The organism is Streptomyces sp. NBC_01260 (assembly GCF_036226405.1).
Taxonomy (GTDB): domain Bacteria; phylum Actinomycetota; class Actinomycetes; order Streptomycetales; family Streptomycetaceae; genus Streptomyces; species Streptomyces laculatispora.
Genome location: NZ_CP108464.1, coordinates 6,331,670 through 6,353,534 on the forward strand (window position 1 = coordinate 6,331,670; position 21,865 = coordinate 6,353,534).

Sequence of the window (21,865 nt, forward strand, 5' to 3'; positions counted from 1 at the left end):
CAACCGGCAGCTCCAGCACCCGCACCCACGGTGCCCCGCGTCCGGTCCGCCGGACGCGGGGCACCGTTGTGCGTACGGCGGGGCGCCCGGCCCCCGCTCGCCGCCGGCCGGACGGATTCCCGCGCGACACGCCGTAACGTAGCTTGACGTGACCACCCTCGGAACCGGCGTTCTGCGCGTCCGGCACTGGCTGCGCGACCATCCGCTCGCGCTGGACGGAGCGCTCGCCCTGGGCGTGCTCGTGTCCATGATCATCGGTTCGTTCGCCGATCCGAGCTCGCACAGCGGACCCACCTTCGGCACCCGCACGCCCGCCGCGAGCAGCGTGCTCCTGATGGTGCTGGGCGCCCTCGCCCTGGTGTGGCGGCGCCGCCACCCGATGGCGGTCCTGGTCGCCACCGGCGGGCTGACGGTCGTCGAGCTGGTGATGGTGGACCCGCCGGCCCCGGTGGTGATGAGCGTGGTCATCGCGCTGTACACCATCGCCGCCCGCACCGACCGGCCGACCACCTGGCGGGTCGGGCTGCTCACGATGGCCGCGCTCACCGCCGCCGCGATGTTCTTCGGATCGGCGCCCTGGTACAGCCAGGAGAACTTCGGTGTCTTCGCCTGGACCGGCATGGCGAGCGCCGCGGGGGACGCGGTGCGTTCCCGGCGCGCGTTCGTCGACGCGATCCGGGAGCGCGCCGAACGGGCCGAGCGGACGCGTGAGGAGGAGGCCAGGCGAAGGGTGGCCGAGGAACGGCTGCGGATCGCCCGCGATCTGCACGACGTCGTCGCCCACCACATCGCCCTGGTCAACGTGCAGGCCGGGGTCGCGGCCCACGTCATGGACAAGCGCCCCGACCAGGCCAAGCAGGCGCTCGCCCACGTCCGCGAGGCGAGCCGCTCCGCGCTCAACGAACTGCGGGCCACCGTCGGGCTGCTGCGCCAGTCCGGCGACTCCGAGGCACCGACCGAACCCGCCCCCGGCCTCGCCGTCCTCGACGCGCTCGTGGAGACCGTGCGCCGGGCGGGGCTGCCCGTCGAGGTGGCCTGCGCGACCGGGGACGGCCCGCCGCTGCCCGCCGCCGTGGACCTGGCCGCGTACCGGGTGATCCAGGAGGCGCTGACCAATGTGCGCAAGCACGCGGGTCCCGGAGCGAAGGCCGAGGTGAGTGTCGTACGGGTCGGGGCCACGGCCGAGGTCATGGTGCTCGACAACGGCCGCGGAAACCCGGACGGCGGGGGCGAAGGCGGCGGCCATGGGCTGCTCGGTATGCGGGAACGGGTCACGGCTCTGGGCGGCACCCTCGCCGCCGGACCCCGTTACGGCGGCGGTTTCCGCGTCCATGCGATCCTGCCCGTCAAGGCCCTCCCGCAGCAGTCGGAGCAACCGGACGTGGTGGGCCGGACGGGGGAGAACGCATGACACCGGCCATCAGGGTCCTGCTCGTCGACGACCAGGCGCTGCTGCGCAGCGCGTTCCGGGTGCTGGTCGACTCGGAGCCCGACATGCAGGTGGTCGGCGAGGCGGCGGACGGCGCGCAAGCGGTGGAGCTGGCCCGGTCGACCTGCGCCGACGTGGTGCTGATGGACATCAGGATGCCCGGAACGGACGGGCTCACCGCGACCCGGATGATCAGTGCCGACCCGGATCTCGCCGGAGTGCGCGTGGTCATGCTCACCACCTTCGAGGTGGACGAGTACGTGGTGCAGTCGCTGCGGGCCGGTGCCTCGGGCTTCCTGGGCAAGGGGGCGGAACCGGACGAACTCCTCAACGCCATCCGTGTCGCCGCGGCCGGCGAGGCGCTGCTCTCACCGGCCGCGACCAAGGGGCTGATCGCCACGTTCCTCGCACAGGGCGGCGGTTCGGACGGCGAGGGGCCGGACGCCGCGGAGTACTCCGAGCGCCTCGCGGCCCTCACCACACGGGAGCGGGAGGTGCTGGTCCTGGTCGCGGGCGGGCTCTCCAACGACGAGATCGCCGAGCGCCTGGTGGTCAGCCCGCTCACCGTCAAGACGCATGTGAACAGGGCGATGGCGAAGCTGGGCGCCCGCGACCGGGCCCAATTGGTGGTAACAGCCTACGAATCGGGCCTTGTCCGCCCCAGGGTGGAGTGAGGGTGCAGCCGCGGCGTACTCCACCTGCGGTATGCGCGGCATAAGAAAGCGACCTGGGACCGACGCTTTCGGTCCGTCGGACAAGCGATCGTATAGATGGGCCGGGTCTGTCCCCGTGTTACCCCGCCCACCTGCCGCGTAAGCCACAGAAGAGAGACCTCACCCATGTCCTGGCTGTCCAGATTCAGCCTCGCGCAAAGGGCCCTGATCGGGCTGATCTCGATCGTCGCGCTCGTATTCGGAGCGATTGCGATCCCGCAGCTCAAGCAGCAACTGCTGCCCACCATCGAACTTCCGATGGTGTCGGTGCTCGCCCCCTATCAGGGCGCGTCCCCCGATGTGGTCGAGAAGCAGGTCGTCGAACCGCTCGAGAACTCGATCAAGTCCGTCGACGGTGTCACCGGAATCACCTCGACCGCCAGCGAGGGCAACGCCGTCATCATGGCGTCCTTCGACTTCGGCGACGAGGGCACCAAGCAGCTCGTCGCGGACATCCAGCAGGCGGTGAACCGCGCCCGCGTCCAGCTGCCCGACGGTGTGGACCCGCAGGTCATCGCCGGTTCGACGGATGACATCCCGACCGTCGTCCTCGCAGTCACCTCCGGCAAGGACCAGCAGGCGCTCGCCGACCAGCTGGACCGTACCGTGGTCCCCGCACTGGAGGCCATCGACGGTGTCGGTCAGGTGTCCGTCGACGGTGTGCAGGACCTCCAGATCTCCATCACCCCCGACGACAAGAAGCTCAGCTCCGCCGGCCTGAACGCGACCTCGCTCTCCCAGGCACTCCAGGCGGGCGGCGCGACCGTCCCGGCGGGTTCCTTCTCCGAGTCGGGCAAGAGCCGCACCGTCCAGGTCGGTGGCGCCTTCACCTCCCTGAAGCAGATCGAGGACCTGCGGGTCACCGGCCAGGACCCGACGACGGGCAAGCCCGGCGAGCCGGTCCGCATCGGTGACATCGCGACGGTGAAGCAGGAGCCGTCCACCGCGGTCTCCATCACCCGTACGAACGGCAAGCCGAGCCTCGCCGTCATGGCCACGATGGACAAGGACGGCAGCGCCGTCGCCATCTCGGACGCGGTCAAGGACAAGCTCCCGGACCTGCGCAAGGACCTCGGCGCCGGCGCCGAGCTGACCGTCGTCACCGACCAGGGCCCGCCCGTCTCCAAGGCCATCTCGGGTCTGACCACCGAGGGCGCGCTCGGCCTGCTCTTCGCGGTCATCGTGATCCTGGTCTTCCTGGCCTCGCTCCGCTCGACCCTGGTCACCGCGGTCTCCATCCCGCTCTCCGTGGTCCTCGCACTGATCGTGCTCTGGACCCGCGACCTCTCGCTCAACATGCTCACCCTGGGCGCGCTGACCATCGCGATCGGCCGGGTCGTCGACGACTCGATCGTCGTCCTGGAGAACATCAAGCGCCACCTCAGCTACGGGGAGGAGCGCCAGTCCGCGATCCTCGCCGCGGTGAAGGAAGTGGCCGGCGCGGTCACCGCCTCGACCCTCACCACGGTCGCCGTATTCCTGCCGATCGGTCTGGTCGGCGGCATGGTCGGCGAGCTCTTCGGCTCGTTCTCGCTGACGATCACCGCGGCGCTGCTGGCCTCCCTGCTGGTCTCGCTGACCGTCGTCCCTGTCCTGTCCTACTGGTTCCTGCGCGCCCCCAAGGGCAGCGCCGAGAACCCGGACGAGGCCCGGCGCAAGGCCGAGGAGAAGGAAGCCCGCAGCAAGCTCCAGCAGATGTACGTCCAGGTGCTGGGCTTCGCCACCCGGCGCCGCGTCGTCAGTGTGGTCATCGCCGTCGTCGTGCTGATCGGCACCTTCGGCATGGCTCCGCTGCTGAAGACCACCCTCTTCGACCAGGGCGAGCAGGAAGTCCTTTCCATCAAGCAGGAGTTGACCCCGGGCACCAGCCTGGCGGCCGCCGACGAGGCGGCCAGGAAGGTCGAGAAGCTCCTCGCCGACGACAAGGCCGTCAAGGAGTACCAGGTCACCGTCGGCTCGTCCGGCTTCATGGCGGCCTTCGGCGGCGGCACGGGGGCCAACCAGGCCTCCTACCAGGTCACGCTGAAGGACCCGGCCGAATACGACGCCACCGAGAAGCGCCTCGGCGAGGCGCTCGGCAAGCTCGACGGCATCGGTGACACGACCTTCGGCGAGGCCGGCGGTTTCGGCAGCCAGGACCTGAGCGTCGTGGTCAAGGCCGCCGACGCGGACGTCCTGACGAAGTCCTCCGAAATGGTGCGCAAGGCGGTGGCCGGCCTCAAGGACGTCAGCGACGTCCAGAGCGACCTGTCGCAGAGCATCCCCCGGATCTCGGTCAAGGCCAACGCCAAGGCCGCCGACGCCGGTTTCACCCAGGCAGCCCTGGGAGCGGCCGTCGCCGGTGCGGTGAAGGGCACCCCCTCAGGCAAGGCGATCATGGACGACACCGAGCGTGATGTCGTCATCAGGTCCGCCCACCCGGCCGCCACGATGGCCGAGCTGAAGAACCTCCCGCTCGGCCCGGTCAAGCTCGGCAGCATCGCCGACGTGAAGCTGGTCCCCGGACCGGTCTCCATGACACGGATCGACGGCCAGCGCGCCGCGACGATCACCGCCAAGCCCGTCGGTGACGACACAGGCGACGTCAGCAAGGCGCTCCAGAAGGAGATCGACTCCCTGGACCTCCCGGACGGTGCCACCGCCACCATCGGCGGCGTCTCCGAGGACCAGAAGGACGCCTTCGTCAAGCTGGCCCTGGCCATGCTGGCGGCCGTCGCGATCGTCTTCATGCTGCTGGTCGCCACCTTCCGGTCGCTCATCCAGCCGCTGATCCTGCTGGTCTCCATCCCGTTCGCCGCCACCGGCGCGATCGGCCTGCTCCTCATCACCGGGACCCCGATGGGCGTCGCGGCGATGATCGGCATGCTGATGCTGATCGGCATCGTGGTGACCAACGCGATCGTGCTGATCGACCTGATCAACCAGTACCGGGCGCAGGGCATGGGCGTCGTCGAGGCGGTCGTCGAGGGTGGACGCCACCGGCTGCGCCCGATCCTGATGACGGCCCTGGCGACCATCTTCGCCCTCCTCCCGATGGCGCTCGGCGTCACCGGCGAGGGCGGCTTCATCTCGCAGCCGCTGGCCGTCGTGGTCATCGGCGGTCTGGTCACCTCGACGCTGCTGACGCTGCTCCTGGTGCCGACGCTGTACGCCATGGTGGAGCTCCGCAAGGAGCGCCGCGCGAAGAAGAAGGCCGCGAAGCGCGCCGCCAAGGCGGGCGGGCCGGCCCCGGCCGAGTCGGAGGAGGCCTCCTCCGAGGAGCCGGAGCCCGCGAAGGCCTGATCCGCGTTGCCCGACGAGAGGGCCCTGTCCCACGCACCCGCGTGGGACAGGGCCCTTCCCGGTTTTTCCGGCGGTTCTCCGGCGGGCGGTGAGCGTCAGGCGGCCCCGCTTCCGCTGAGCGCCTGGACGATACGGAGCCACGTCGCACCGTGCGGGTGGGCGTGCTGGACGCTGAGGGCGCAGATCTCCCTCAGCAGCCGGACCCGGATCTCCTCGCGCGCCCGGGGCAGGAGCGTGGCCAGATCGTTCGGTTCGACGCCCTCGACCGCCCCGGAGAGCACCATGCCCGCCTGGGCGTGGGTGAGGGAGGACAGCTTGTCGTCGAAGACCTGCCCCTCCACGGCGGCCGCGTGCATCAGCGCGTTGCCGTCCCCGGCCGCCAACGCCCTTTCCACGTACGCCTGGAGGGCGTCGCGGTCCTCAACGAGGCGGTACGCGGCGTCCAGTCCTTCGGTGCGGGCGACATCGAGGACGGCGACGTGCGCGAGCGGAGTGGCCCCGGACGGCTGGACCTGGAGGATGCGGGGGTGGTCCTGGAGGAAGACCCGTGACTCCGCCCAGGTGTCGCACTCCACCCACTCCGCCAACTGCTCCCTGAGGATCAGCGGATCGTAGGCGGCGGTCACGCCGTGGAGGAGGACGGCCTCGCGGAGCGCGGCGTGCTGCAGCGCGGTGCGGGGGTCCAGGAGGGCCGCTTCTTCGAGGGCGGTAGCTGTCTCCCGGCTGCTGAGGGCCTCGGCGTTCCGGGACCAGAAGTCGCGTGACTGGGGCCAGTTGGGCGCGAACATCCAGGAACTGACGAGGTTCAGAGTCTCCGGCAACAGGGTGAGCCAGGCCGGTGCGGGGGCAAGGATTTCCGTCTCCCACGCCATGCGGACCGCGTCGGGATCGCCGTACGCGCGCAGCGCCCGCCGGGCCCGTACGGTCGCGGTGTCCGCCGTACCCGGCCCTCCGGAATCCTTGTCGAGGAACACCAGCAGTTCACGTAGGCCGGCCTCGGCCCAGGGGGCGGGGCAGGACAGCAGGAAGACGGCACGCTCCACGCCGAGGCGGCGAGCGGTCGCGGGGTGGGCTGCCGCGAAGTCCTCCACGGCCGCGTCGAAAGCGCGGATCGCCGATGCGTGGTCGTCCGTGCGGGTGAGACCCTCGGCCAGGTTGTTGAGAGCGGAGGTGAACACCGTCTCGAAGGCGCCGGGGTCCGCCATGGCCAGGCTCCGCCGGATGGCGACCGCTTCCCGCGCCGCAGTCACCGCCCTGCCGTAGTCGCGGTTCTGCCCCAGGTACACGCCGATGTTGTTGAGGGCGGTGGCGAGATCGGGAAGGAAGGCATCGGCCTGGTCGGCGACGAGCTCACGCCAGAGCCGTACGGATTCATGGGCCGATGACAGCGCTTCTTGCGGACTCCCCGTCGCGGCGAGGCTCTCCGAGAGCGGGGTGAGCGCTCCTGCGAGGCCGTGGCGGAAGGAGACCGGGTCCTGTGCGATGAGTTCGCGGTGGATGGCGACGGACTCCTCGGCCGCCCGCAGTGCGGCGGCCGGGTCCCTGGCGTCGTTGAGGTGGTTGGCCAGGTTGCCGAGCGTGTCGGCAAGGTCCACGCGGAAGACGGCAGGCTGCCGCGCGACGAGTTCACGCTGGATGGCGAGCGCTTCCCGGGTCGATTCGAGCGCGCCTGACACGTCGCCGACGACAGCGCGATTGCTGCCCAGGTGGCAGAGCGTGATGGCGAGCTTGGGAGAGAAGGCGTTCGGGTCCCGTGAGACGAGGCGCCGAGTGACGCTGACCGCTTCCTCGGCCGGGGTCAGAGCCGCTGAGGCTTCCCCGGCGGAGACGAGCGCACGTGCGAGGTTGTGGAGGAAGTCGGCGAGCACCGGAAGGTGTGCGGCCGGATGTTCCGCGACCAGTTCACGTTGGACGCGTACGGCCTCTCGCACCAATGCCACAGCGGTCTCCCGGTCTGCGGCCGTTGTCGTCGAGGCCAGGGTGTTCAGGGACATGGCGAGTCCCGCGCGGAACGCACCAGGGTGTTCTGCGGCGAGCCCGGCGTACAGACGTGCCGCCTCCCGCGCCGGGGCACGCGCCGCCTCGCGCTCCCCGGTGGCGGAGATGCGCTGCGACAGAACATGGAGAGCGTTGGCCAGACCCGGCAGGAAAGCGGCCGGATGGCGCGGACCGAGGTCCCGGTAGAGGCGTACCGCCTCCCGCGCGACCGCGAGGGCCCCCTCGCGGTCCCCGGCACTGGCGCGGTGCTTGGACAAGTCGCTCAGGGAACCGGCCAACAGGGGCAGATCGGCACAGTGGCGTTCGGCCTTGGTCCGCCGGATGCGGACGGCCTCCTCCGCATGTGACAGCGCGTCCGCACGAGCGCCGGTTTCGCTGAGGTGGTCTGCCAGATTGGCGAGGGCGGAGGCGAGCTCGCCCAGAAACGCGTCCGGGTGACGTGTGGCGAGCTCGCGGTAGATGCCGACCGCTTCCTCCGTGTGCGGGAGCGCCGCCCGGTGGTGTCCGCCGGCCCCCAGATGGGCCGCGAGGTTGGCGAGTGCGGCGGCGAGACCAGGACGGAAGGCCGATGAGCTCCGCGTGGTGAGTTCACGGTAGATGCGCACGGCTTCCCGCGCCGGATCGAGGGCGCCCTCGTGGTCGCCGACGCCCGCGAGGCGGTTGCCGAGGGTGCTGAGGGAAGCCGCCAGAGCCGGGAGCACGTCGGCGGCCCCGGAATGGGCCAGTGCCCGCTGGATGAGGACCGCCTCCCGCGCGGGTGCCAGAGCCCCCGCTCGATCGCCGGTGGCGGCGCAACGGGCGGCCACACCGGTCAGAGCACGGGCCACCGCGGCCCGGTGGCTTCCCGGAGACTCTCGTTCCAGTTCCTCCCACAGGGACAGTGCCTTCCGCGCGGCGGACAGCGCTCCCTCCAGTTCTCCCGCCGCGTCCAGCAACTGCGAGAGGACGTGGAGCGCTTCGGCCAGATACGGTGCCGCGCCCACCCCGCCCCGCTCCACCAGCCCCCGCAGCATCCCGATCCCCGGTGCGCCCTCCCGCGCCGCGTGCCGCGCCAGTGCCCGCACCACGTACGGATCGACCGCCCCCCAGTCGCCGCCCACCGCCCGCCGCTCGACGTGCGCGATGAGCGCGGCCAGTGCCACCTCGCCGGCCTCGGCACGCCCCGGTCCCTCCCGGTCCGCGAGGTATGACACGAACTCGCGGTGGTACAGGCGGTACACCGCCTGCCCGTCCTCGGAGTCCTCGACGACGTAGCGGCCGTATGCGGACAGCACCCAGTCCACGTCGTCCTCGCCGTACGACACGTCACCGCCGCTCAGTGCCCCGGCGACCTCCTCCCACACGCCTCCGGCCGGCATACCGCGCCCGACGGTCCACGCGAGGGCCGTCAGCAGGTCCCTGGCGGCGGACGGCAGTTCGGTGCCGTCCGCCAGGACCCGTACCGGCCCCGCCCGCAGGTCCTCCTCGAACGCGGCCTCGATGGAGTCCGGCAGACCGGCCGGCCACTGAGCCCCGCCGGTGACACGACCCCCCGCCAGCAGCGAGCCCGCCACCAGCCGCGCGAACAGGAACCCGCCGTCCACCGCCGTCGCACGGGCCGCGACCGCGTCGCCCGCCTCCCGCGCCCGGCCCTCCGGGACACCGGCGGCCGTGCACCGGCGGAACACGTACTCACTGATGTCCGCCCGGGTGTGCGGCTCCCGCTCCAGGTCCGCGGTGGTGACACCCGCACCGATCAGCCGGGCCAGAGCGTCCGGCAGGGTCTCGTTCCCCTCCCCGTCCTCCGCGATACGGCTGCGGAACGCGCGGTCGCGGGAGCCCAGCAGGACCGGGCTCGTCCGGCTGAGCGGGAAGACCAGCTCCTCGATCATGGTGCGGAGGTGTTCGGCCGGTACTTCGTCCAGGCCGTCCAGCACCAGCACCGGCTGCGGGGACAACGCGCGGAGCTCTCCCCGCAAGTCGTCCGCGTTGCGCGGTTCCGGCAGTCCGAGTTGCCGGGCCAGCTCCGAGGCCGCCTGGAGAGGGCTCAGGCCTCGCAGATGCACGGAGGCGAGGGAGCGGCCGGGGCGCAGGCCCGGGTCCGGGTCGTCCTCGCGCAGGCCCCCGTGCGCCTCGGTCTCCCTCCGCTGCACGGGATCGGTGAGCGTCGCGATCCGGCCCAGCACGGCCGACTTGCCGCAGCCCGCCGGGCCGGTCACCAGGAAGAGCCCGGCAGCGTCCGCCTCCAGCCATGCGGCGATCCGGCCCAGCACCTCCTTCCGGCCCGTGAAGAACCAGCCCTCCTCACGGTGCCCGACCCCGCGCGCCGCGAGCACCAGGTGCTCCACCAGCCGGGCAGGGGTCCCGGGCACATGGCGCGGGTTGGGAAAGACCGGGCGCCCGGTGCCGAGGGTGGCGGGCACCGGTGTCTGGCCCTCGCCGCGCCACCGCTCACCCAGCGCCGCCAGCAGGTCCGGGCCGCTGACCAGCTCGTTGTGGGCGCTCCAGGCCGAGCGGTACTCGGTGGTGGCGGGGCCGGACCTCAGGACCCGCGCCAACGCGGTGAGCAGCGGGCCACTGCCCTCCGACGTCTCGTCGCGCCGGCAGCTCGCCATGATCCCGAACCACTTGGCCTGGCCGGGCGGCGTGGAGGTGGCCGCCCAGCGCCGCAGGGTCTTCTCCAGGCCCCGGCCCACCGCGTCCCCCGCGTAGCAGGTGTCGATGATCACCAGGATCTGGTCGGCGCCCGACGCCACCGCGTCGTTGACCAGCGTCTCGGCCGGGACGCCCCGTCTGAGAGCACGTGCGTCGCGCGTCACCTGATCGGCGTCGAGCTCCAGGTCGCAGAGCGCGAGGCGCAGTTCGTCGTCGATCAGCACGCCGTGCCCCGACCAGACGATGATCGCGGGCCTCGCCTCCCCCGTCTCCCGCCAGCCCTCGCTCCAGGCCGTGAGGGACTCGTCGAAGGCCGCCCGGGACGGGTTCCCGCCGCCCACCACATGTGCGGCGATCCCCAGACCCTCCAGCAGTGCGGCGACCTCCTCCATCTGGGCCACCGCCCCGGTCAGCCGGGGAAAGCTCCGCCTGTCGGCGTACTCCTCGCACACCACGCACAGCGCCGTCCCCACCGGCTCGTTCCCACCGTCGCCCGCCACGCCCGGCTCACGCACCATGGCCCGCCCCGTTCTCCAGTACCAGCACCAGCGCGGTCATCACGACATGGCCCGCGTTTCCCGTACTCACCCGCACCCGGTGCGGTCCGGCCGGCAGCCCGGCCAGGCGTGCCGCGTAGCGGCCCCCGCCCAGGTTGTTCAGCGTCCGCACCGGCCGGCCCCCGGGCGCCGCGAAGACGGCCACCCGGTCGTGGCCCCGTATGTCCGGCGGGACCGTGGCCCGCAGCTCGTACACCTCGCCCTCGGTGATCGCGTCCGGGGCGTCCACCACCAACGGCACCTCCACGCCCTCCGGGCCCCGGTGGACCGGCGGGTCCGGGGTGAGCCAGTTGTAGAGGGCCTGGCGCAGCGCCGTGTTGTTCTGGAGCGAGCCGTGCTTCTCCCAGGGTGTGTACGCGGGCCGCCCCGCCGCCCCCACATGGGCGCTGGAGAGCCTGGGTACGCGGCCGTCGCCGCCCTCGTCGGTCCCGTCGATGGTGAGCAGTCCGGTCAGCCTCTCGCCCCGGACCTCGGCGGTGGTCGGCGTCGGCTGGAGCACCCCGCTGACCGGTACGTACTCCACCCCGTACGCCGCCCCCGCCCCGGACTCCCGCAGCGCCCCGTGGAAGCGGGCGGCGTCCTTGAGCAGGCGCGTGTCGGTCCCGGGCAGGCCGGTCACCTCACGGGCGTACCGCAGCGGCTCACCCGGCGCGGTGATCAGCGCGGCGTAGTCGGGGACGAGCTGGTGGAGGGACGGAAGGCTGCGGGCGAACGCGCTGAGGCCGGCACCGGCCGGGCCCACCCCGTTGACCAGATGGAGCAGGGCGTCCAGGGAGCCCCGGTACGGGGTTCCGAGCGTGATCACGCGGCGCGTCGTCTCCGCGCCGCCGCCTTGCTCCACGTACTGGCGGGCGACCAGTCCGCCCATCGAGTGGCAGACGAAGACGACCCGGGCCGTGGCCCGCTGCGGTGCCGAGGCCCGCCAGCGGCCGAGCTCCTCATCCACCCGCTCGGCCGGCCGGTCCGCGTTGTACCGGCAGGAGAGCCGCCAGTCGTAGCCGAAGCCGATCAGGTTGGCGGGGGCACAGGACTCGTCCCTCACGCCCCGGCGGCGCAGTGTGAAGTGGCGCTCCAGCCAGTCCAGGAAGCCGTCGTAGCCGTCCACGAGCGTCCCGATGCCCGGCAGGCCGTGCAGGTCGCGCACCGGACCGAGCGGGCGCACGCCGTCGCCCGGGTGAGCGTCGCCCAGGTCCTTGGGAAGCGCCAGCCCCTTGACGGACCGGCCGAAGGTACGGATGCCCCGGAGGAGGGCCCGGCCCGAGAGGCCCCAGACCTCGTGCCCGTCCGCGTCCGCCAGCCGGCTGCCGAGAATGCCCGGGACGACGACCACCAGATCGTCCACCGGGCTGCGAGAAGTCATGTGGCGCCGTACCCCCGTGAATGTGCGCTGCGGTGAGTAGCAGCGTAATTACGGAACGGACATCCTGGGTGCCGTATGGGGGAAAATCAGCCCGCCGCCACCACCTGCGCGAAAGGCCCCGGAGAAACGCCCGAAGGCGCCCCGGGGCCTTGTGCGGCCGGGCTACGGCAGGGCCAGCATCCGCTCAAGCGCCAGCTTGGCGTACTTCTCCGTCTCCGGATCGACCTCGATCCGGTTCACGAGGTTGCCCTCGGCCAGCGACTCCAGCGTCCACACCAGGTGCGGCAGGTCGATCCGGTTCATCGTCGAGCAGAAGCACACCGTCTTGTCGAGGAAGACGATCTCCTTGTCCTCGGCAGCGAAACGGTTCGCCAGCCGGCGGACCAGGTTCAGTTCGGTGCCGATCGCCCACTTGGAACCGGCCGGGGCCGCCTCCAGGGCCTTGATGATGTACTCCGTCGAGCCGACGTGGTCCGCGGCCGCCACGACCTCGTGCTTGCACTCCGGGTGCACCAGCACGTTGACGCCGGGTATGCGGGCGCGCACGTCGTTGACGGACTCCACCGAGAAGCGCCCGTGCACCGAGCAGTGCCCGCGCCACAGGATCATCTTCGCGTTGCGCAGCTCCTCGGCGGTCAGCCCGCCGCCCGGCTTGTGCGGGTTGTAGAGGACGCAGTCCTCCAGGGTCATCCCCATGTCCCGTACGGCGGTGTTCCGGCCCAGGTGCTGGTCCGGCAGGAAGAGGACCTTCTCCCCCTGCTCGAAGGCCCACTCCAGCGCGCGCTTCGCGTTCGACGAGGTGCATATGGTGCCGCCGTGGCGGCCGGTGAAGGCCTTGATGTCGGCGGAGGAGTTCATGTACGAGACGGGTACGACCTGCTCGGCGACCCCGGCCTCGGTCAGCACGTCCCAGCACTCGGCGACCTGCTCGGCGGTGGCCATGTCGGCCATCGAGCAGCCCGCCGCCAGGTCCGGCAGCACGACCTTCTGGTCGCCGGTGGTCAGGATGTCCGCGGACTCGGCCATGAAGTGCACACCGCAGAAGACGATGTACTCGGCCTCCGGACGCGCCGCGGCGTCGCGCGCCAGCTTGAACGAGTCACCGGTGACGTCCGCGAACTGGATGACCTCGTCGCGCTGGTAGTGGTGCCCGAGGATGAAGACCTTCTCCCCCAGCTTCTCCTTGGCAGCGCGGGCGCGCTCCACCAGGTCCGGGTCGGACGGGGAGGGCAGGTCGCCGGGGCATTCGACGCCGCGCTCGCTCCTGGGGTCGGCGTCGCGGCCGAGCAGGAGCAGGGCGAGGGGCGACGGCTGGACGTCGAGTTCCTGGACGGGGTGGGCCGTGGTCACGTCACGCACCCTTTCTTCTCTGCGAGGAGCTTCTCTACGAGGAGCCTTTTCGTCGAATTGACGCTATCTATCATAACCGCTTCACGTCACTTTGACGATGCCGATAACGTCAATGTGACGCACCCGCCCGAGGGGCCGGTGTGCGAGCATGAATGGAACAGGCAAGCGCGCGGCCCGGAATGAATCCGCGGTTCCGGCGGTTGCAACGTCGGCAAGCAGACTCCGTACAACCCGGGAGAGAAGCAGATGTCCGTATCGGACGAGACCACCACCGTGAGCGACGGCATCCTCCTGTCCGACGCCGCCGCAGCCAAGGTCAAGGGCCTGCTGGAGCAGGAAGGCCGTGACGATCTGGCGCTGCGCGTCGCCGTCCAGCCCGGCGGCTGCTCGGGCCTGCGATACCAGCTCTTCTTCGATGAGCGCTCGCTCGACGGCGATGTCGTGAAGGACTTCGACGGCGTCAAGGTCGTCACCGACCGGATGAGCGCCCCGTACCTGGGCGGCGCCTCCGTCGACTTCGTCGACACCATCGAGAAGCAGGGCTTCACGATCGACAACCCGAACGCGACGGGTTCCTGCGCCTGCGGCGACTCCTTCAACTAGAGCGCGAAGGCCGGGCGCACATTGTGCGCACGGCGCACATCGGGCACGCGTGGCTACGGCGGCGGCCCCGGGACCGGATCCCGGGGCCGCCGCCGTACCGCTGTCCGGTTCGGCCCCTGGCGGGCCGACGTCGGCGGGCGTCACGTCACCTCTGCGCGACCGCGCCGCCCGATGCGGCGTCGACGACCTTCCGGTCGCCCAGCGGCTGGTCCAGGGTGACCGTACGGGTCAGCTCCTTGGCGATCATGACGCAGACCTTCTTCGGGTCCGGCCCGGACTCCGCCACGGTCACCCGCACCGTGTCGCCGTCCTCGCGCGCGCTCACCTTGTACGTGCTGCACGCACCGCCCCAGAGCGTCACCGAGAGGGTCCGTCCGTCGGCGCTGTACGACTGGATCGCGCCGCCCGCCCTCGTCGTTCCGCCCGCGTCCGGGGCCTTCTCCGAGGGGGCGTCCTTCGCCAGGTACTCCGGGTCCACGGCCACCTGGGTGACGGTGTTGCCCGTCCCGCCCGAGGCCGGCCGGACCGTGAAGATCCAGGACGGCACGAGCAGCTGCTTGCCGTCCACGTAGCGCGCCGCCAGGCCGAAGACGGCCTTGTCGACCGTCACCGTCGTCGGCTCCGCCCCGGTCCGCGCGCCGCAGGCGGGCCCGGACGGCTTCGTGTCGTCCTTGAGCGGCGCGACGGTCGCGCACCCGCCGATGTTCTTGCGGGCGTCCGAGGGCTGGGCGGCGTTCAGCTGCTTCAGCGCCTCGGCCGCGCCGATCACCGGATAGTCGGCGCCTTTCTCCAGGCCCTTCAACTGCCCGCCACCGCCGATCACTTCACCGTCGGTGCCGACCTGGATCCCGGTCGCCCAGCCGTATGTCGGCAGTCCGTCCACCACCGGATCCGCGTTCACCACCCGGGCCGAGCCCATGAGTTGGTGTGCGTCGAGGGCTGCGCCGTCCTGGCCGGCCGCCTTCAGTACGGGCGCCGCGGCGGCCTTGGCGGCCTTCTCGCCCACCGGTGATCCCGATCCGCCCGGAGCCACGTGCTTGCCCGAACAGGTCGTCTTGTTCCCGCAGTTGTCCGTACCGCCGGAGCCGTAACGGGCGAAGGTCCAGGTGCCGGGCGCCTGCTTGTCCACCCGCAGCACCGGACCGGAGCCGTCCCCGTCGGAGCCCACCTTCCAGGAGGTGCCCTCGGCCTGCGGGGCGCCCTTCAGGCCGAGCGCCTTCGCCAGCCGGGTCACCTCGGCCGCGGAGACGGTTCCGCTCGTGCGCTGGACGGCGGCCTTCGCCGGACCGTCCGGCAGCGCTCCGGCCGCGCGGTAGACCAGCCGTTCGCCGTGCGGATCGGGCTCGCCCGGTGCGATGCCCCGCGGCGGGGCCGATGCGCTGGGGGAGTGCGTGGCCGGTTCGCCCGTCCGCTCGTCCACGGAGAGCGGTGGGGGAGCGCCGGCGCCGCTGCCCGCGCTGTCCTTGCCGCTACCGCCGTCCGCCGCGGTGGCGGCCCAGTACGCGCCGCCGCCACCGGCCAGCAGTACGGCTGCCGCCACCGAGGCCACGGCGAGCGGCGAACGCCGCCGGGGGCCGGTCACGTCGTTGTCGGGTCGCTCGGTGCTCACCGGATCGCTCCTTCGCCTGCATTGCCGTCATATGCCTGGCCCGGCATATCGCCCGCCCCTTGGGTGCGGACACCGATGGGACGGGGCGCGGGAGCGCACGGTTCCCCCGTGGGGCGGCAGTTGCGGCGGGAGCGCGGCCGGGGAGCGGCCGGAGCGCGGTCCTCAGTCGCCGTACTCCGACATCGCGTCGATCAGTCTGGCCGAGGCGGGCGGCACGGTCACTCCGTGAATCAGGGACGGCGCCACAGGGGTGGCGGCGACCTTTGTGGGTACCACCCAGTGCGGAGCCATCCGTGCGCAGTCCGAGCGCAGGTCCGCCAGGCCGGTCTCGGACTCGTGCGGGGCGATGTGGTTCGACATATCCGCACCGTAGGCACCGCAGAGCTCAGGAAGAAAGCCCTACTATCGGGTAGTTTTTCCCATTCAGGTCACCGTAGGAACCGGTAGCGTGAGGGGGCCCCGATTTCCGGGCCCCTCATCTGTCACGCCGCCCCGGGAACGCGGACACCGTTCCCCTCGACCTCCGCAGGAGCAGTCTCCCGTGCGTATCGCAGTCACCGGCTCCATCGCCACCGACCACCTCATGACCTTCCCCGGCCGATTCGCCGACCAGCTGGTCGCCGATCAGCTGCACACGGTCTCGCTCTCCTTCCTGGTCGACAACCTGGACGTGCGCCGGGGAGGTGTCGCCGCCAACATCTGCTTCGGCATGGGTCTGCTCGGCACCGCTCCGATCCTGGTCGGCGCCGCGGGCTCCGACTTCGACGAGTACCGGGCCTGGCTCGACCGCCACGGCGTCGACACCGGATCGGTGCGGATCTCCGAGGTCCTGCACACCGCCCGCTTCGTCTGCACGACGGACGCCGACCACAACCAGATCGGCTCCTTCTACACCGGCGCCATGAGCGAGGCCCGGCTGATCGAGCTGAAGGCCGTCGCCGACCGTGTGGGCGGTCTCGACCTGGTCTCCATCGGTGCCGACGACCCGGAGGGCATGCTCCGCCACACGGAGGAGTGCCGCTCCCGCGGAATCCCGTTCGCCGCGGACTTCTCGCAGCAGATCGCCCGGATGGACGGCGAGGAGATCCGCATCCTGCTCGACGGCGCCACCTACCTCTTCTCCAACGAGTACGAGAAGGGGCTCATCGAGTCCAAGACCGGCTGGACCGACGAGGAGATCCTGTCCAAGGTCGGCCACCGCGTCACCACCCTCGGCTCCCAGGGCGTGCGGATCGAGCGCGTCGGCGAGGAGCCGATCGAGGTCGGCTGCGCGGAGGAGATGAGCAAGACCGACCCGACCGGCGTCGGCGACGCCTTCCGCGCCGGATTCCTCTCCGGTCTCGCCTGGGGCGTCGGCCTGGAGCGGGCCGCCCAGGTCGGCTGCATGCTCGCCACCCTGGTCATCGAGACGGTCGGCACCCAGGAGTACACCCTGCACCGCACCCACTTCATGGACCGCTTCACCAAGGCGTACGGCCACGAGGCCGCGGCCGAGGTCCGCACGCACCTCGCGTAAGCAGGAGGCGGGACAGCCGGTCAGGACAGCCGGCGGACCACATAGGCCGAGCCCCGGTCCGCCGGCTCCTCACCCACGTACTCCTGCTCACGCATCGCGCACCAGGCCGGAATGTCGAGCCGGGCCGCCTCGTCGTCGGACAGGACGGTCACCGTCCCGCCCACCGGTACGTCTGCGATCACCTTTGCGAGCTCGATCACCGGGACCGGGCAGCGCTTTCCGAGCGCGTCGACGACCAGGGAGGCCGCCGGGGCGGGGGAGGGGGCTGCCGCCGCGGGCGCCCCCAGTTTCTCCCGCACCCCCGCCACCACCCCGGGAAGCACGTCGAGGAAGCGGTCGACGTCCTCCTCGGTGGTGCCCGTCGGCAGCGACACGCGGACGTTGCCCTCCGACAGCACCCCCATCGCCCTGAGCACATGGCTCGGGGTCAGCGTGCTGCTCGTGCAGGACGAGCCGGACGACACGGAGAAACCCGCCCGGTCCAGCTCATGGAGCAGGGTCTCCCCGTCGACGTAGAGACAGGAGAAGGTGACCAGATGCGGCAGCCGCCGCACCGGATCGCCGACGACCTCCACATCGGGCACCAGTGCGGGTACCCGGCTCCGGATCCGCTCCACCAGCGTCCTCAGCCGCACCGACTCGGCGGCGGCCTCCGCCCGAACCGCCCGCAGGGACGCCGCGGCGGCCACGATCGCCGGAATGTTCTCGAAGCCGGCGGCCCGCCCCGACTCACGCTCGTCGGCCGGTCCTTGGACCGCGAACCGGACACCCTTGCGCACCGCCAGCAGCCCGACCCCGGCCGGACCACCCCATTTGTGGGCGCTCGCCGCCAGCAGCGACCAGCCGCCCGGCACCGGCCCCTGGCCCAGTGACTGCGCGGCGTCCACCAGCAGCGGCACCCCCGCGTCCCGGCAGAGCCCGGCGACCTCGGCCACCGGCTGCTCCGTGCCGACCTCGTGGTTGGCGGACTGGAGGCAGGCCAGCGCGGTGTCCTCGCGCAGCTCCGCTCCGTACGCCGCCGGGCTCACCGCCCCCGAGCGGTCCACCGGCACCTCCGCGACCGATCCGCCCTGGGCCTCGTGCGCGGCGGCCGAATGGAGCACGGACGAATGTTCGATCGCCGACACCACCAGATGGCGACCGACACGCCGACGCCCGGCGAGGGCCCCGGAAATTCCGGAGTGCACCGCCCGGGTGCCCGACGAGGTGAACGTGAGCTCGTCGGGACGGCAGCCGACGGCCTCGGCCGCCGCCTCCCTGGCCGCGTCCAGCAGCAGCCGGGCCCGGCGCCCCTCGCGGTAGAGCCTGGCCGGATCGGCCCAGCCCTCGTCCAGGGCGGCAAGCAGCGCCTGGCGGGCTACGGGGTGGAGGGGGGCGGCGGACGCGGCGTCGAAGTAGGGCACCCGGCCACGCTAGCCCGGTCCGGACCCCGGCTCGGGACCGGCCGCCGGCACGGTCAGGAGAGGGGGCGTCAGATGACGGCCGGAGGAGTGGATTCCACCCCTTCGGGGAGTCGGGCGGCGCGTTGGGCACCCTCCCCGCGCGACCTCAAATAGCGTCCAGTAGGGTTTGGTCCGCATAAACATCCAAACCCCTGCCCGCGTCAGGGGCGGCGACCGACAAACGAGACGGGCGCGCCGACCGTGCGGGCGAGACTCTCGGGAAGGCGCTACGTGAGTCCCAACGGCTCCGACCGCTCGTCGCGGCGCCCGATGCGGCGGAAGCTGCCGCAGGTGCTGACTGCGGGCCTGATCCTGGCGACCGCAACCGGTTGCACATACAAGGATTTCCCCCGCCTCGGTATGCCTACGCCGGTAACGGAAGAGGCCCCACGGATCCTTTCCCTCTGGCAGGGCTCGTGGGCGGCAGCGCTCGCCACGGGCGTGCTGGTCTGGGGCCTGATCCTGTGGAGCGTCATCTTCCACCGGCGCAGCCGCACCAAGGTGGAGGTTCCTCCGCAGACCCGGTACAACATGCCGATCGAGGCGTTGTACACCGTGGTCCCTCTGATCATCGTCTCGGTGTTGTTCTACTTCACCGCGCGCGATGAATCGAAGCTCCTCGAACTCTCCCCGAAGCCCGCCCACACGGTCAACGTGGTCGGCTATCAGTGGAGCTGGGGCTTCAACTACATCGAGAACGTGGACGGCTCGACCGCCACGGGCAACGAGATCCCCAAGGAGCTCGACGCCATCCCGGACCGGTTCCGCAAGGACTTCCCCAAGGGTGCTGAAGGCGTCTACGACGTCGGTGTCCCGGGAACCCGGAATCCGCAGAACGGCAACCCCGGTCCGACCCTGTGGCTGGCCAAGGGGGAGAAGGTCCGCTTCGTCCTGACTTCGCGTGACGTCATCCACTCGTTCTGGGTGGTGCCGTTCCTCATGAAGCAGGACGTCATTCCGGGCCACACCAACTCCTTCGAGGTGACTCCCAACCAGGAGGGCACCTTCATGGGCAAGTGCGCCGAGCTCTGTGGCGTCGACCACTCCCGCATGCTCTTCAACGTCAAGGTCGTCTCCCCGGAGCGCTATCAGGCGCACCTCAAGGAGCTGGCGAAGAAGGGCAACACGGGCTACGTGCCGGCCGGCATCGAGCAGACTGACCCGGCCAGGAATGCGGAGACGAACAAACTGTGAGCATCCTCAACGAACCTCAGGGTGCCGCGGCAGCAGACGACTCGTACGAGGACGAGCTGCCGGTCCGGCGCAAGCAGCCGGGAAACGTCGTCGTCAAGTGGATGACCACCACTGACCACAAGACGATCGGCACGATGTACCTGGTCACATCGTTCGCGTTCTTCTGCATCGGCGGTCTGCTCGCGCTCTTCATGCGCGCCGAGCTGGCCCGTCCGGGCACGCAGATCATGTCGAACGAGCAGTTCAACCAGGCGTTCACGATGCACGGCACGATCATGCTGCTGATGTTCGCGACGCCGCTGTTCGCCGGGTTCGCGAACTGGATCATGCCGCTGCAGATCGGCGCGCCCGACGTGGCGTTCCCGCGGCTGAACATGTTCGCGTACTGGCTGTACCTCTTCGGTTCGATCCTCGCGGTGGCCGGCTTCCTCACCCCGCAGGGTGCGGCCGACTTCGGCTGGTTCGCCTACTCCCCGCTTTCGGACGCGGTCCGCTCGCCGGGCGTCGGTGCCGATATGTGGATCATGGGTCTGGCCTTCTCCGGATTCGGCACGATCCTCGGTTCGGTCAACTTCATCACCACGATCATCTGCATGCGCGCACCCGGCATGACGATGTTCCGCATGCCGATCTTCGTCTGGAACGTCCTGCTGACCGGTGTTCTGGTCCTGCTGGCCTTCCCGGTCCTCGCCGCGGCGCTCTTCGCGCTGGAGGCGGACCGAAAATTCGGGGCGCATGTATTCGACGCGGCCAATGGCGGCGCATTGCTATGGCAACACCTCTTCTGGTTCTTCGGCCATCCAGAGGTGTACATCATCGCTTTGCCCTTCTTCGGGATCGTTTCCGAAGTGATTCCGGTGTTCAGTCGAAAGCCGATGTTCGGATACATCGGCCTGATCGGCGCGACGATCGCCATCGCGGGTCTGTCCGTGACCGTGTGGGCCCACCACATGTACGTCACCGGCGGTGTGCTGTTGCCGTTCTTCTCGTTCATGACGTTCCTCATCGCGGTACCCACCGGGGTGAAGTTCTTCAACTGGATCGGCACGATGTGGAAGGGCTCACTGTCCTTCGAGACACCGATGCTCTGGGCCGTCGGCTTCCTGATCACCTTCGCCTTCGGTGGTCTGACCGGCGTCATCCTCGCGTCGCCCCCGATGGACTTCCACGTCTCGGACTCGTACTTCGTCGTGGCGCACTTCCACTACGTGGTCTTCGGCACCGTGGTCTTCGCGATGTTCTCCGGATTCCACTTCTGGTGGCCGAAGTTCACCGGCAAGATGCTGGACGAGCGGCTCGGCAAGATCACCTTCTGGACGCTGTTCGTGGGCTTCCACGGCACGTTCCTGGTGCAGCACTGGCTGGGCGCCGAGGGCATGCCGCGTCGTTACGCGGACTACCTCGCGGCGGACGGCTTCACCGCGCTGAACACGATCTCGACGATCTGTTCGTTCCTGCTCGGTCTGTCGATCCTGCCGTTCTTCTACAACGTGTGGAAGACGGCCAAGTACGGCAAGAAGATCGAGGTCGACGACCCGTGGGGCTACGGCCGCTCGCTGGAGTGGGCGACGTCCTGCCCGCCGCCGCGGCACAACTTCCTCACGCTGCCGCGGATCCGTTCGGAATCCCCGGCGTTCGACCTGCACCACCCGGAAATCACGGCGCTCGAACAGCTGGAGCACCACTCCGAGGGTGACAAGGCCCTCGCCGGCGGCAAGGAGGCGGGCAAGTGAAGATTCAGGGCAAGCTGTTCCTCTGGCTGGCGGTCTTCATGCTCGCCATGGCCATCACGTACGGCGTGTGGTCCAAGGAGCCGGCCGGTACGACCGCGCTCGTCCTGGCCTTCGGCCTGAGCGTCATGATCGGCTTCTACCTGGCCTTCACGGCCCGGCGGGTCGACGCGCTCGCGCAGGACAACAGGGACGCCGACGTGGCGGACGAGGCCGGCGAGGTGGGGTTCTTCTCCCCGCACAGCTGGCAGCCGCTCTCGCTGGCGGTCGGCGGTGCACTCGCCTTCATGGGAGTCGTCTTCGGCTGGTGGCTGCTCTACTTCTCGCTCCCGATGCTCCTGATCGGTCTGTTCGGCTGGGTGTTCGAGTACTACCGCGGTGAGAACCGCACCCAGTGACACCGCTCCACCCGTGACACCGCTCCACCTGACGGGGGCCCGCACTTCCA

The 21,865-nt window shown here is 70.7% G+C and carries 14 protein-coding genes; 8 read left to right on the top strand and 6 right to left on the bottom strand.

The genetic code is table 11. The features are described from left to right. Positions 1–148 precede the first annotated feature (148 nt). The 3 genes from OG322_RS28255 (at position 149) to OG322_RS28265 (ending at position 5,424) form a co-directional block, all read left to right on the top strand. Positions 149–1,411 (top strand): sensor histidine kinase, encoded by a 1,263-nt coding sequence (locus OG322_RS28255; protein WP_329307180.1) that lies wholly within the window; start codon positions 149–151, stop codon positions 1,409–1,411. After that, positions 1,408–2,103, top strand: coding sequence for a response regulator (locus OG322_RS28260; RefSeq protein ID WP_123470160.1), 696 nt, complete (start codon positions 1,408–1,410; stop codon positions 2,101–2,103). Before OG322_RS28255 ends, OG322_RS28260 begins: the two co-directional genes overlap by 4 nt. 165 nt (positions 2,104–2,268) lie before the next feature. After that, positions 2,269–5,424: an efflux RND transporter permease subunit gene (locus OG322_RS28265; protein ID WP_329307181.1), complete on the top strand. Its 3,156-nt coding sequence runs from the start codon at positions 2,269–2,271 to the stop codon at positions 5,422–5,424. A 95-nt stretch (positions 5,425–5,519) separates the two neighbouring features. On the opposite strand, the gene OG322_RS28270 is transcribed toward OG322_RS28265, so the two are convergent. From OG322_RS28270 to nadA, 3 genes are all read right to left on the bottom strand, one after another. Next, positions 5,520–10,574 carry a tetratricopeptide repeat protein gene (locus OG322_RS28270; protein ID WP_124283856.1) on the bottom strand — a complete coding sequence of 1,685 codons (5,055 nt, stop codon included), beginning with the start codon at positions 10,572–10,574 and terminating at the stop codon, positions 5,520–5,522. Next, positions 10,564–11,973, bottom strand: a complete 1,410-nt coding sequence (locus tag OG322_RS28275; RefSeq protein ID WP_124283855.1) for a lipase/acyltransferase domain-containing protein — start codon at positions 11,971–11,973, stop codon at positions 10,564–10,566. The genes OG322_RS28270 and OG322_RS28275 overlap by 11 nt, the downstream gene beginning before the upstream one ends. A 162-nt stretch (positions 11,974–12,135) precedes the next feature. Then, the gene (nadA, locus tag OG322_RS28280; RefSeq protein ID WP_123470152.1) at positions 12,136–13,332 is read right to left on the bottom strand and encodes a quinolinate synthase NadA; all 1,197 of its coding nucleotides are present in this window, start codon (positions 13,330–13,332) and stop codon (positions 12,136–12,138) included. A gap of 237 nt (positions 13,333–13,569) precedes the next feature. On the opposite strand from nadA, the gene OG322_RS28285 reads away from it, so the two are divergent. Next, positions 13,570–13,926, top strand: a complete 357-nt coding sequence (locus tag OG322_RS28285; RefSeq protein WP_123470148.1) for a HesB/IscA family protein — start codon at positions 13,570–13,572, stop codon at positions 13,924–13,926. A 145-nt stretch (positions 13,927–14,071) separates the two neighbouring features. Here OG322_RS28285 and OG322_RS28290 read toward each other — a convergent pair whose 3' ends face one another. Both OG322_RS28290 and OG322_RS28295 read right to left on the bottom strand, forming a co-directional pair. Beyond that, on the bottom strand, positions 14,072–15,535 hold the full coding sequence (locus OG322_RS28290) for a hypothetical protein (RefSeq protein ID WP_329307182.1): 1,464 nt from the start codon (positions 15,533–15,535) through the stop codon (positions 14,072–14,074). Between the two features lie 162 nt (positions 15,536–15,697). Beyond that, on the bottom strand, positions 15,698–15,895 hold the full coding sequence (locus tag OG322_RS28295) for a hypothetical protein (RefSeq protein WP_123470144.1): 198 nt from the start codon (positions 15,893–15,895) through the stop codon (positions 15,698–15,700). A gap of 181 nt (positions 15,896–16,076) precedes the next feature. Here OG322_RS28295 and OG322_RS28300 point away from each other — a divergent pair, with 181 nt between their 5' ends. Then, the gene (locus OG322_RS28300) at positions 16,077–17,051 is read left to right on the top strand and encodes a carbohydrate kinase family protein (protein ID WP_123470142.1); all 975 of its coding nucleotides are present in this window, start codon (positions 16,077–16,079) and stop codon (positions 17,049–17,051) included. A gap of 20 nt (positions 17,052–17,071) precedes the next feature. Here the strand turns inward: OG322_RS28300 and OG322_RS28305 are convergent, their stop codons facing one another. Then, positions 17,072–18,454 (bottom strand): cysteine desulfurase/sulfurtransferase TusA family protein, encoded by a 1,383-nt coding sequence (locus OG322_RS28305; RefSeq protein WP_123470140.1) that lies wholly within the window; start codon positions 18,452–18,454, stop codon positions 17,072–17,074. Positions 18,455–18,724: 270 nt separating this feature from the next. Between OG322_RS28305 and ctaC the strand changes: the two genes are divergently transcribed. Genes ctaC through OG322_RS28320 form a run of 3 tightly spaced genes read left to right on the top strand, consistent with a single transcriptional unit; the run spans position 18,725 to position 21,815 of the window. Further along, positions 18,725–19,687, top strand: coding sequence for an aa3-type cytochrome oxidase subunit II (gene ctaC, locus OG322_RS28310; protein WP_123470138.1), 963 nt, complete (start codon positions 18,725–18,727; stop codon positions 19,685–19,687). Beyond that, on the top strand, positions 19,684–21,420 hold the full coding sequence (gene ctaD / locus OG322_RS28315; RefSeq protein WP_123470136.1) for an aa3-type cytochrome oxidase subunit I: 1,737 nt from the start codon (positions 19,684–19,686) through the stop codon (positions 21,418–21,420). The genes ctaC and ctaD overlap by 4 nt, the downstream gene beginning before the upstream one ends. Continuing rightward, the gene (locus OG322_RS28320; protein WP_123470133.1) at positions 21,417–21,815 is read left to right on the top strand and encodes a cytochrome c oxidase subunit 4; all 399 of its coding nucleotides are present in this window, start codon (positions 21,417–21,419) and stop codon (positions 21,813–21,815) included. Before ctaD ends, OG322_RS28320 begins: the two co-directional genes overlap by 4 nt. The last annotated feature ends 50 nt before the right edge of the window (positions 21,816–21,865 follow it).